General features: G+C 43.8%; 15 protein-coding genes and 1 tRNA gene. 9 read left to right on the forward strand and 7 right to left on the reverse strand.

All coding sequences use genetic code 11. The annotated features are described in order from the left end of the window. Positions 1 to 17 precede the first annotated feature (17 nt). Positions 18 to 620: a lytic transglycosylase domain-containing protein gene (locus AB9H30_RS12435; RefSeq protein ID WP_371194994.1), complete on the reverse strand. Its 603-nt coding sequence runs from the start codon at positions 618 to 620 to the stop codon at positions 18 to 20. 385 nt (positions 621 to 1,005) lie between these two features. Here AB9H30_RS12435 and AB9H30_RS12440 point away from each other — a divergent pair, with 385 nt between their 5' ends. Next, a complete protein-coding gene (locus tag AB9H30_RS12440; protein ID WP_371194995.1) occupies positions 1,006 to 1,959 on the forward strand; it encodes an N-acetylmuramoyl-L-alanine amidase in 954 nt (317 codons plus the stop codon). Positions 1,960 to 2,326: 367 nt separating this feature from the next. Beyond that, on the forward strand, positions 2,327 to 2,506 hold the full coding sequence (locus tag AB9H30_RS12445) for a zinc ribbon domain-containing protein (protein ID WP_371194996.1): 180 nt from the start codon (positions 2,327 to 2,329) through the stop codon (positions 2,504 to 2,506). Positions 2,507 to 2,630: 124 nt separating this feature from the next. Here AB9H30_RS12445 and AB9H30_RS12450 read toward each other — a convergent pair whose 3' ends face one another. The 6 genes from AB9H30_RS12450 to AB9H30_RS12475 form a co-directional block, all read right to left on the reverse strand. Beyond that, a complete protein-coding gene (locus AB9H30_RS12450; protein WP_371194998.1) occupies positions 2,631 to 2,960 on the reverse strand; it encodes a PEP-CTERM sorting domain-containing protein in 330 nt (109 codons plus the stop codon). Between the two features lie 84 nt (positions 2,961 to 3,044). Then, positions 3,045 to 3,341 carry a type II toxin-antitoxin system RelE/ParE family toxin gene (locus AB9H30_RS12455; RefSeq protein WP_371195000.1) on the reverse strand — a complete coding sequence of 99 codons (297 nt, stop codon included), beginning with the start codon at positions 3,339 to 3,341 and terminating at the stop codon, positions 3,045 to 3,047. Further along, positions 3,341 to 3,583, reverse strand: coding sequence for a type II toxin-antitoxin system ParD family antitoxin (locus AB9H30_RS12460; RefSeq protein WP_371195001.1), 243 nt, complete (start codon positions 3,581 to 3,583; stop codon positions 3,341 to 3,343). The genes AB9H30_RS12455 and AB9H30_RS12460 overlap by 1 nt, the downstream gene beginning before the upstream one ends. A 509-nt stretch (positions 3,584 to 4,092) precedes the next feature. After that, complete coding sequence (locus AB9H30_RS12465; RefSeq protein ID WP_371195002.1) at positions 4,093 to 4,602, reverse strand: hypothetical protein; 510 nt, start codon at positions 4,600 to 4,602, stop codon at positions 4,093 to 4,095. 282 nt (positions 4,603 to 4,884) lie between these two features. After that, on the reverse strand, positions 4,885 to 5,700 hold the full coding sequence (locus tag AB9H30_RS12470; RefSeq protein ID WP_371195003.1) for a hypothetical protein: 816 nt from the start codon (positions 5,698 to 5,700) through the stop codon (positions 4,885 to 4,887). 327 nt (positions 5,701 to 6,027) lie between these two features. Next, a tRNA-Ile gene (locus AB9H30_RS12475) sits at positions 6,028 to 6,104 on the reverse strand. A 213-nt stretch (positions 6,105 to 6,317) separates the two neighbouring features. Here AB9H30_RS12475 and AB9H30_RS12480 point away from each other — a divergent pair. The 7 genes from AB9H30_RS12480 to AB9H30_RS12510 all read left to right on the forward strand — a co-directional run bounded on the left by AB9H30_RS12480 (position 6,318) and on the right by AB9H30_RS12510 (position 11,712). Beyond that, entirely contained in the window at positions 6,318 to 6,647 is a 330-nt protein-coding gene (locus AB9H30_RS12480) for a hypothetical protein (protein ID WP_371195004.1), read from the forward strand. Positions 6,648 to 6,657: 10 nt separating this feature from the next. Continuing rightward, complete coding sequence (locus tag AB9H30_RS12485; RefSeq protein WP_371195005.1) at positions 6,658 to 7,008, forward strand: CidA/LrgA family protein; 351 nt, start codon at positions 6,658 to 6,660, stop codon at positions 7,006 to 7,008. A 10-nt stretch (positions 7,009 to 7,018) separates the two neighbouring features. Continuing rightward, positions 7,019 to 7,720: an LrgB family protein gene (locus tag AB9H30_RS12490; protein WP_371195006.1), complete on the forward strand. Its 702-nt coding sequence runs from the start codon at positions 7,019 to 7,021 to the stop codon at positions 7,718 to 7,720. A gap of 156 nt (positions 7,721 to 7,876) precedes the next feature. After that, positions 7,877 to 8,869 (forward strand): response regulator, encoded by a 993-nt coding sequence (locus AB9H30_RS12495; protein ID WP_371195007.1) that lies wholly within the window; start codon positions 7,877 to 7,879, stop codon positions 8,867 to 8,869. Positions 8,870 to 8,871: 2 nt separating this feature from the next. Continuing rightward, the gene (locus AB9H30_RS12500) at positions 8,872 to 9,375 is read left to right on the forward strand and encodes a hypothetical protein (protein WP_371195008.1); all 504 of its coding nucleotides are present in this window, start codon (positions 8,872 to 8,874) and stop codon (positions 9,373 to 9,375) included. A gap of 88 nt (positions 9,376 to 9,463) precedes the next feature. Continuing rightward, positions 9,464 to 11,173 (forward strand): DUF1566 domain-containing protein, encoded by a 1,710-nt coding sequence (locus AB9H30_RS12505; RefSeq protein WP_371195009.1) that lies wholly within the window; start codon positions 9,464 to 9,466, stop codon positions 11,171 to 11,173. Beyond that, entirely contained in the window at positions 11,170 to 11,712 is a 543-nt protein-coding gene (locus AB9H30_RS12510; protein ID WP_371195010.1) for a DUF1566 domain-containing protein, read from the forward strand. Before AB9H30_RS12505 ends, AB9H30_RS12510 begins: the two co-directional genes overlap by 4 nt. The last annotated feature ends 46 nt before the right edge of the window (positions 11,713 to 11,758 follow it).

The raw sequence follows: 11,758 nt of genomic DNA on the forward strand, positions 1-11,758 counted from the left end.
GTACTTCGTATTCTGGTTCAAATAGTGTGGCTATAGCGTTGGTATAGAATTTTAACGCGGCGCAAATATTCGCGGGTTTCGTTAAAAGGTGGGACGCCATTATAGCGTTTAACAGCGTTCTCCCCTGCGTTGTAGGCGGCAATTACACGCTCTACATCGTGATCAAACTCCTTCATTAACCAAGCTAGGTACTTTACTCCCGCGCTAATGTTTTGCTGCGGATTATGGGGGTCACTGACGCCAAATCGTTCTTGAGTTGCGGGCATAAGTTGCATTAACCCTTGTGCACCAGCGCTCGACAGCGCGGTAGGCTCAAACCAAGACTCAGCGTGTATTATTGCTCGTACAAGGGCTTTGTCGACACCAAAGGCAGTAGCTGCATCGTTGACTTCGCGAAAGTATAGTGTCTGTTTTAGCGGCGTCTTAGTCCAATTTATACCTGTACGACACGTACCAAAGCATCCATGATTTTTTACATGATACCGAGATGTGTCCGGTTTGCTGCTGGTAAGCACTTTGACGCCATTATCATCCGTATAGGTATAAACTTGTGCTTGTGTAGTATGGCCATTGGCCAATAAATACGTTAATAAAAGTATTAAAAAAAATGTTTCGCGCAAGCTTTTTCCCCAAAGCAACTCATAGACTCAGTAGCCCTTTATTATATAAAACGTGGTCAGAGCAGGCAGTAAAACTGCTACATTAGTTATGTATCGATGTTTTAAGTGTTTTACTTTAATTATCGGGAATGTATCACATAAAAATAGCGGGAACGAAAATCACGTGCTAGATTTAGTCGTAGGTAACATCCAATTTCTTCAATCTAGGAAGGCACTGCATCTATGCTAAAAACGATCGAATGCATAGATGAACGGCATTTGGTTCTTGGCAAATTGTAGTGACAGTTTTAGATGTAGAGCTAGATTAGACTTTATACGTTTAAGACCTTAACTTGTCAGTGCCCGCCAGACCAAGGCAAACAATCATTTATCAAACGAGGTTAGCATGAGCGAACAACCAGTAAATCCAAAACGCGGGACTGCCGCTGAAGAACTGAATCCTCCAGCAGAGAGCACGGTAAAGAGACTACAACAACTGATCGGTGTCGCTTGGACTGATTGGGATGAGCCTGAAATGAAAGCGCCGACTTTAGCCTTTCTTGATAGTATTGAAGCCTTGAATTCAGATGAGCAACGCAGTAAGGCAGAGGCCCGACAGTTAATCACCCAATTTTGGGGCAACGGAGACCAGCTGGATGAGTTTTCGAATCTGCTGGCATCGTGGGCAGAAGGCGATTTTCATGTTAGTGCTTTTGATCCGTTGTCGGCAGTTGAAACTGCTCCAGCGGTTGCTGATGATGCGATTGCTGACTTACCCATGGCCAACGGCCAGCAAGTCGCCATATGTATCGGCCACACCGCCAGCGGCAATGGTAGTGGTGCTCAGAATAAGTACGCTGTAATAAAAGATGAGCACAAGTGGAATGAGGAGGTCGCCTTTTTGCTGCGAGATATTCTAATTTCTCGCGGAGCATCGCCGAAAATATACTATCGCACGGATGGCGGCTACAGCAGTTTTGTTGCTAAGCAATCTAGAGAAATAAGAACGCAACAGCCAAATTGTAAATGTGCCATTGAATTGCATTACAACGCTTCAGCGAACCCGACTTCCCATGGATGTGAGTTTCTTTGTTACTCCAACTCTGGAGAGCGCTTGGCACGTGAATTAGTGAATGCCTATAAAGGTCAGTTCCCAGAAATGAGGCTGCGTAGAGATAATGGTGTTTACAGAATCTCAAGCGGTAACGGCGTGGGCTGGTTAAAGAGTGTGCCGCCGCCGGCCGTGATCGTGGAGCCATTTTTTTCGTCGAACGAACAAGAGATGCTTTTCTTCGACGGCAAGAAGCAAGAGCTCGCAATGGCTTACGCAAAGGGGATGTTAAATTTTGTGAATAGCTAGCTGCTGTTCAATTGCTCTGAATTGGTTTTCTTAGCAACAGTCAATCACGCAGATGCCGTATTTTCTCCAGCGGCATGCTGCTTTCGCTTTATTCACTCTGCGCCAGCATGATACATTTAATATTTTCAGGTTTTGCACCTAAGCTCAGCATATATAAATTCGGTAAGTGAGTCGCGGGAAAACCTAAAAGCGGCTTCTTTGGCATCATTTAACCGTGTGTTTAAGGCTCACTTTGTAAAGTTGACGGTAGCAGCCGCAGCGGTATGTTTCGTTCTACAGCGGGAATATCAAAGTAATCATCAACTTTTGAGAGGCTTGCTTAGCTGATGAGAAAAGCGGGTAGCTAAAAATTCCTGTGGAGTAAAGCATGGCAAGATTAAGAAAATGTCCAGATTGCAAGCATAAAGTTTCCAAGAGAGCGGACGCGTGTCCAAATTGTGGTTACAGATTTTCTCAAAAATGGGATGAAATCAGAGCTTCGAACATAATAAAACCTATTTTGTGGCTTGGGGTTTTAATATTTCTTGTGAGTCTGATACCTGAGTAAACTGTAGTAACTTTAAAAGTTGCGTGACAGCTTCTCTGATAGCCTGATACTTAACATTCTCAAATTACGGGCAAAAAAAAGCCCTCGCGTTTGGAGGGCTGCTTGTCAATGTAATATGTATTACTTATGCTTTTTTGCGATCTATCCAACCTAGGCCCGCAAGACCCAAACCAAATAGGGCTAGCGTGGTCGGTGAAGCAACTTTAACTTGGTAAGTTGCGTTCCCAGCGTTAACAAATTCAAGAGTACTGTCGATTCCAAAGGCTGAACCCCCTAATTCACGAAAGACAGTCGGTCTACCGCAACCGTTCGGCGATAATGCTTCACATGAAGAGAAACTCAGCAACTCCTCTGCACCAAGATCGACGTTATAACTAGTAGGTCCGGCAAACAGCCAAGGTAGGGTGAAAAAATGCACCAAAGATGCTCGCGTAATTTGGTTGCGTGCGCTCACCAAAATATTGCCCATTAAAATAGACTTTGAACTCGGTCATGCCAGAATTTACTTCAGCTTCTTTACCAACAATGACAACCACCGCTAAAGATGCTTTCCTAAATCCATTGTCTTATGGAGCACCCTAATAATACGAATGCCATAGTTGGTCTTTCGAAATATAATAATGTGCTCGTTTACGCTGAAGGAGAAGCAACCCTTTCGCAGTTCGTTCCTATCCTTAATAGCCGGATACTCGCGATCACGAGCAAGCGTATCAAATTGACGTTCAATATCATCTAGGTAGGTATTTCGTTTAGAAACCCCCCATTCATTTTCCGTGTACCGTCCAATGTTAATTAAATCATCAAATGCGACTCGGGAAACTTTATATGAGGGCACTAATTAGCATCCAGTTTTTGTTTAATTGATGACATAGAAAAATCTTCAACATCAGGGCTTTTATCACCATCGTCGATTAATCTTCTTAGTTGAGTGAGCTTCGATTTTGCTTGCTTCTCTTGCAATAGCCTTACAGCAGCTCGTATGACTTCGCTTTGATTGCCATAATCACCAGAACTTACTAATGTTTCAATAAACTCATTCATTTTTGAACTAGGTTGAAATGTAATAGTCCGCGCCATCTTGCACCTTTTTGTAAGTAATTTACTTACATCAGACTATACTGAAAGTTTATAGAATAGTAAATTATTGAAACAAAAGAGTGGCTATTTTCTGCGGCGATGGATTTTCACTGACGGCTGTTGTTGATGTTTTGTTTTCTTATAGATTGGATGAATGAGAGAGGAAGCGCTTATGTAACCATGCTGCTCTTGCTCTTCTGAGTAATATAGGCTTGAAATTTACTAACCTATAGTGCGTTACATTGCTCCGCTCTCGAACGCCAAATCCGGCCAGTGGTGCTGCTATAATCGGTCCCAAAAAGTTCAAGGGTGTTCCGTTCTGGATTACTGTGGTGGCTTCAGATACCCGACGGTCGGATCAATCGCTGAGACACTTTCGATATTTTCTACAACGACTTTTAGCAGATGCAACGATGCCTAAAAGTGAAAGTTGCATATCGCTAACGGGACCTTTTGTGTAATGCGACGTTGTAACGTGAAACGCCCAACTGCTGCGTTATGGGGGAGTACTATTTTGCAGGGGCATTCTTGGCGCGTTTGGCCGCCAGTTGCTTTTCATTTTCTGCTCGCAGTTTGGCTTTTGCAGCTCCCCGCTCTGCAACGACATCAGGTAGGCTTACTTTGTCTTTGATGAGTTTCTGCATAGTGCTTTCAAAGCTTTTTACATCTCCCAGATAGTGTAAGCGCTTGGAGTCTTTGAATGGCACCAGTATGCCTTCGGCTTTTAATGCGGCAGCTAAGAAACCCGAATTGTTGGCACTGGCGGAGGAGAACAGCGACGCAAACAGCCGTGCGTTGAAACTGTCATTGGGCTTAGTGCGCTGCTCAATGGTCGCAAGTATGTCGGCCAGCGCTATCCACTCAGTTGAGAAAAGACCGCTGGTAGCATTGTCGGTGACGCGAAGGAGCAGGGTTTTATCTGCAGTGTCATAGCCAACGTTGTATGTAAGCGTGGCTTGTTCGGGGGACGTGACTTTGCCGCAAGTAGCGACTTTCAGAATGTTGATGGTTGTTGTCATTATTGGCACCTTTGAAGTTACGAATAGCATGAGTGCATATTCATATAAGATACCGATAAAGGCGCAAAAGGTTGGGGAGAAATGCTGAGGGTTAATTCGATTCGTTTATCTTTTACTGCCGTTCAAGTTTTGAAATTTGAGAGACAGCTGTGTACGTAAAGCCGCCCCTTATGTCTTAGTTTACTCAACATAACAATTAGCGACGATTGGAAGTAATTACTCCCAAGAGCATTTTGTGGCAGCATATAAAGTTATTATCTTATGCCTTAACTGTGACAATCACTATTGCTCAAAGCAATAAAAACTCAGTATTAACTCGTCACAATTCGCAGAGTAAGAAGATGTCCAAGAAACACCTTTGCTAGAAGGATCTCCCAGAGTAACAACTGTATTATTTGGTCCACTATTGGGGCTACCTAACTCCGATGTCCAATTCTTACAGCTATTTCCGAGTGGGAGACCATCCGCCTGTGTTGCAGTCCAAACCCTATTTTGGGGGCTGTTTACTTGAGGCCTTGGAACAGGTATGCCATTTTCATTTTCATTTATTGGCGTTCTCAAACAATTGTTGGGATTCTTGCAATTAAAAATATTTGCGAAATCATCGATTACTATTTTTTTGCTCGGCAGAACGTAAGCTAAATGATTGATATTGAATCTATCCGCAGGACCAACATTGGAGTCACTTAGCCATGCTTTATATTCGCCCGTCAGGCCTGCCTTTGAAGCTAAGTTTTTACATATGAGATCAGCTGTTGCCAATCCTCCAAAATCAGCTTTTACTCCCTGACTTGATACAAAGACATACTTATCCTCTTTTTGTGCTTCTGATGTTTTACCTAGATTAGCTTCGCCATTACTTGTATTTGACAGAGATATAATGTAGCCGGAAAATCCTAAAATCATAGCGAAAAGAGCTAAGACAAATAATCTATTAATAATCAATTTAACGATATCAGCACTACCGCTTTTGGTAAGAGAAGGAAAAATATCTTTTTCTAATATTTTCCTCAGCACAAAAAATAGAATTGCAGCAAACAAACCACTTAACGCTAATGGGGTGGAAACATTTGCTGCGATTTCAAAGATCTTTTCCATATATATTTACTTGCTCTTTCTAAAAGAGTTTATTTTTCTCAAAATTAACAATGTTTGGCAAGTTTTTACATTATTGCCAACGAAGGGCTGCTGTTTGTCTTAAGCGGCCAAAGCGAGCTACTAGGTGCTAATCGTATCAGGGTGTGCGCTATAAAATATTTCGCTCACTTTATAGTGTTGAGCAAATGGTATTATGCTTGGCGCGCTAGGACAATCGAAGTCTAGATATTATGATGCGTTAAAAGTGCTACACAAAAAATATAGACCCAACATCCATAAAATCGGCGGGTCTGAGTTAAAATAACTCGATGAAAGGTAAAAGAAAAATGGTGGCCCGACCCTGACTTGAACAGGGGACCTGCCGATTATGAGTCGGATGCTCTAACCAACTGAGCTATCGGGCCATTTCGCGAAGCGGTGCGCAGTATAATGATTTTTTGGTTTTATGTCACCCAAGGCTCCACTTTTTTTTAAAAAATATCGCTAACTCATTGCAATAACTAAAGTTTGCACGATTACTGCCGTCATATAAGTGCAAGGTAACTAATTTTTTGCTATGTTTGCGCTGTGATGGCGCTCAAACACTGGCATTGCGCATTTTGAATAGGAGAGTGCGAATGAGAGAGGACCCGTATTTACTCAGTGGTCGCAATACAATCATACACAAGCAACGTAAAGTTGACTTGCTGATAATTAACAGCCGACAAGATCCGGTCTTGATGGTGTTGCACAATGGCATAGAATTATATAATGGGGCTATTCCAGAAAATAAGCTTGAAGCTAAACGCATGGATGTGGCAAAAGTCGATATCGCCGCTCCTGAAAATTTTGGCGACTATCGCAATCTTTTGTTCGTGCAGACCTTAAATAATAAAGAGTACAAAATTGACTACTCCAAAAAAGGAACCGAGTACTTCATTACCATTCACCAAGAGAGTACTTTCTAGGCTTTCGTATTTGGCTCAATTTTCGTTGGGCCTATGTTTGCTCGTTTTAATTTTTATTGCGTCCCAACAAGTCACTTCATATTTTCAAATAAAGCTGCCGCCAGCGCTTTTAGGTATTGGCGTACTTCTGCTGTTACTCTTAACTTTGCGCAAAGTCCCTATGTTCATTCAAACTGGTGCCAGACCTATGCTGTCGCATATGGTGCTCTTTTTGATCCCGGCCATTGTCACGATTGTCGCCCACTTTGCATTAATCCTTGAGTTTCCGATGGTGCTGTTACTGGCCATTGTGGGCACTACAGTCTTAAGTTTATTCATTACTGCGGTTATCAGCCAAAAACTCATGGGTAAATATCAATGAGCTGTGGCATATGAATTTAGATAGTTTACTCAGTTTCCAAGGGCATATTGTATGGCTCAGTATTACCCTAGCAGCCTATGTACTGAGTTTGATTCTTTACCAAAAAGCCAATAGTCATCCGGCATTGCATCCGCTGATCATTAGTTCAACTTTGATCATCTGCAGTTTGTTTGCTTTGGATGTGGTTATTGAGGATTATTTAAACTATGTGTGGTTGCTGGCTTTTTTGCTAGGCCCAGCTACGGTAGCGCTGGCTATACCCCTCTACAACCAACTGGCGGTGTTAATTAGAATGGGCTGGCGAGTTGTCGCACCGATTTTTATTGGCGGTACCATCGCGCCAATATTGGCTTGGCTTAGCGTATACTTTTTTGATACGCCTGTTGCACTGCAAATGACCGTTTTGGTTAAGTCGATTACCACTCCCTTAGCAATGGGCACTGCAGAAGCCATTGGCGGAATTGGATCTTTAGCAGCAGTATTGGTGGTGCTGACTGGTATTGTAGGGGCAGTATTTGCGCCTTTAGTGTTTCAGTTGGCCAAAACCCATTCTGAAATGGCGCAGGGTGTCGCTTTAGGCACTGTTGCTCATGCAGTGGGTACGTCTAAAGCCATCTCTATCTCTGAAACCTGCGCTGCGTTTGCGACACTTTCGGTCTGTTTAAACGGTATTGTTACTGCTCTGATGCTACCGCTTTTGTTTGCCTCATAAATTTAGTTAGCACATTCCCTTCTAAGCCTCGTATTTATTGTCCTGATTAGGTAAAGGTTCTTTAGATATGTCCGATGATATAAGCAGTTAAGTAATTTTACCTGAGCGCAGTTTTATATCTAGCTCAGTGTGTTTATTCAATTGGACCCATTTAATATGCTTTCAGTGCTGATTTGCGATGACTCAATGGTCGCCCGTAAACAGGTTGCCAAATGCCTGCCGCAAGATTTAAAAAGCAGCATTCACTTTGCTAAGCATGGTGGAGAGGCGCTAGACGCCATTTGCGCAAATAAAGGCGACTTATTGTTGCTCGATTTGAATATGCCGGTAATGGATGGGTATGAAACACTCAGTCATATTAAACAGCAAAACTTATTAACCAAAACGATTGTTATTTCCGGTGATATCCAACCAGAGGCTCGCCAACGCGTAATCAATTTAGGCGCACTCGACTTTATTAAAAAACCGGTGAGTGCCGACGAGCTCCAGGCGGTCCTTGAAAAACACCACATACTCAACAAGCAAACAGCGTCTGTACTAGGGCCGAATTCGCTCGATGAGCAAATTAGAGACTGCTATCAAGAAGTCGCTAACGTTGCTATGGGACAAGCTGGCAATCACCTAGCGCGTGCGCTGAATGTATTTGTAAGCCTCCCCATTCCGAATGTAAACCTGATTGAAGTATCAGAGCTGCATATGATGCTCAGCGATGTTGACGCCAACGAATCCACATCAGGCGTTTGCCAAGGTTTTTTAGGTGACGGCATCAGCGGCGAGGCGCTTTTTATTTTGAGCGATTCAAGCTTTCATGATTTAGCGAAGATCATGCAGGTAGAAGGCGATTTAGATGATCAACGGCAGCTTGAGCTATTAATGGATGCTGCAAGCATACTCATTGGGACATGTTTAGGCGGTATCGCCAGCCAACTCGACATGAAATTTAGACAGGGTCATCCAGTGGTGTTGGGTCAACATCAGAGCGTACAAGAGTTAATAAATGCAAACAAAAGCACGTGGCGCAAAACCTTAGCAATAGAGCTGAGCTATGGCATTGAAGGCTTTAACGTGCATTGCGATTTGATTTTGCTATTTACCGAAGACTCAATGGACATGATGAACGTAAAACTATCGCATTTGCTGGAGGATTAGACATGACAACAAGTGCTAATGTAAAAAATGACGGTTTAGAAGAGCTTTTAGAGTTTCATTGGATGATGGATATGATCCAAACGGTGGACGTGGGTATTGTGGTGTTCAATCGAAATTTTGAGATCAAAGTCTGGAACGGATTTATGGAAGCGCATTCTGGTAAATTACCGTCAGATGTGCGCGATAAAGTGTTGTTTTCACTCTTTTCGGATATTGCCCCTGCTTGGTTTCAGCAAAAAGTAAAAAGCGTATTTGATTTGCGTACACGCGCCTTTATTACCTGGGAGCAACGTCCCTACTTATTCAAGTTCAGAAACTATCGGCCTATCACAAGTTCAGCGCCCTACATGTATCAAAACGTCGTCTTTTCACCTCTGGTGTCGGCTACGGGAACGGTCGAGCATGTTTGCATGATGATTTACGATATGACCGATGCGGCATCAGCTAAAAAGCAGTTACTCGCTTTGCAGGTGAAAGAAGCCGAACAATTCGAACATTCAAGATAAGTTGGGTCTGTAATTGTTTATTCTTGCCAAACTGGTCTGTGTTTTGCTGAGCAATCAGTACTCGAGCCAAATAAAACGATGTATTGTCATGTTTAAACACCTAACTATAGCGCTGTTGTGTCTGCTGCTTGTCGCCGCGTGCGGTGGCTCGGGTGATGACGCGCCTGCTGTGCCAAATGCACAGCCTTTATTGCTGAATGCTGGCACAGATATTAGTGCAGCAGAGGGGGAGACTGTTAGCGTAAGCGGTGTTGCCAGTGGCGGTAACGGAAGCTACTCATTTGTTTGGCGTGGTCCAGAGGGTGTGGTGATTGAACAAGCAGACCAGAGCTCAGCTGATGCCCTTATCACAGCGCCAGCCGTTACCCAAAGCACAAGTTTCACACTGACTTTACAAGCGACGGATAGCGATGGCCTGACCGCTTCTCGCAGTATTGCGTTAACGGTAAACCCAATTAATATACTGCCGGTGGCAATCATCGTTGCCAATTCCCTAGAAAATTACCTCAGCAGAAGCTATCCGGTGCTCGCACAAATTGAGTTGGACGCTTCCTCTAGTTTTGATCAAGATCCTCAGACAGCAGATGCCGATATTGCCGCCTATTTATGGCAGCAAGTTGCCGGAGAGAACGTATTAGGGAGCGCAGCACTAGATACACCCATACTGCGCTTTATCGCACCTGTCACCCTAAACAGCGCCGATATTGACATTATGCTAACGGTGACCGATCAGGAAGGCGCTCAGGCCACAGAGCGAATTACACTGACCCTGCTAGGCCAACAAGGCACTTTTCCAGAGCTTAGCTTGGGCAAAGCAGTGGCGGTATTTTCTGGTGAGCAAATGCCCTTAACATCTTCAGTGACAAGCGCAGCACCCAATGCGCGGCCATTTAATGTGACCTGGCAACATAATTATGTAGGTGAGCTGACCATTGATGCGCCTAATCAAAACAACACTGTCGCGATCGCGCCACTAGTCGAACAAACTACCGAAATTACCTTTGAACTGAATGCAAGAGATGCGTTTAATAATCAGGTTGTGAGCACGGTTTCATACATCGTTTACCCACCACAACGTTCACCCATTAATGACACCGGCGTTAGCTTAAGTGGCAGCTTAAACGGATTTCAGGCGGCTTATGTTAACGATTTTCCTGCACAAGATGCGCAGTTTGGTAGCGACAGAATTGCAGAGACAGGTTTGTTAAATAAAACCGGTCGCGGTGAAAACGGCTTTGACTTTACGCGACTGAATGAAAACGGCGATCCGGTAGACGATATTATGCGCCCATGGCGATGTGTAAGAGACAACGTGACGGGCTTGATCTGGGAAACAAAAAACACCATAGAAGATGATATTCATAACGCCGATCAGCGTTTTACTTGGTATCAGCAAGAAGATAACGGTAATTTTGAAGGTGAAATCAATGCAGCCAGTCAAAGCTGTAACCTAACAAATCAGCAGTGTAATACCGAGTCTTTTGTTGAAACCGTTAATCAAGTCGGCTTATGTGGATTTTTTGACTGGCGGGTACCAACGCATGCAGAGCTACAGTCGATTGTGCATTACGGCAAGTCGGTCTCATTGATGTTAGACAGCGAATATTTTCCGTTTGCGGCAACTGTGCCCCAAGCACCTATTTGGTATTGGACCAATCAGTCTAGTGCAGATGGCGTTAGTGATGAGTCTGCGCGTAACGCATGGGCAATAGATTTTGCCAGCGGTGTCGATAATTTTTTAAACAAAACGAGTGAGCAAAGAGTGAGATTGGTAAGAGCTGGGAGAAGTAATCCATGAAAGAATTGATGCTAAAACGATGGTTTTTGGTTGGCGCATGGGCAGTACTGGCATTTATGAGTTACGAGGCAGATGCCGAGGCGCTCTGTGTGGGCGGTATACCTGAAACGACTACATCTGATGTTTATGAAGAAAGAAGTAACGGTGAGATCAAGCATATTCCATCTGACTTGATCTTCATGCGATGCGCAATCGGACAAAGCTTTGAAAATGATCAATGCATAGGCATTGCGAGCCTGTTTACATGGCAACAGGCACTGCAGCTAAGCGTAGGCTATCAATTTAATGATTCGCAAAATTGGCGTTTGCCAAATGTAAAAGAGCTTGGAGTTATTGTTGAGCGCTCTTGCGTGAGGCCATCGATTAATGAAGACGCTTTTCCGGCAACGCCGCCAGATGATTTTTGGACGTCGACACCCTCTTTGCAGGACCCAGAGCGTGCTTGGTCGGTGGCATTTTTTAACGGAACAAGCTCACTCAAAGCAAAAGACCGTAGCGTTAATGTGCGACTGGTCAGAACGGCACTACCTGCTGAATAAATGATATCTTACGCTAAGGTGTTAAGGACTGCTATACACCCTAACC

This window comes from Glaciecola sp. SC05 (genome assembly GCF_041380235.1).
Lineage (GTDB): Bacteria > Pseudomonadota > Gammaproteobacteria > Enterobacterales > Alteromonadaceae > Glaciecola.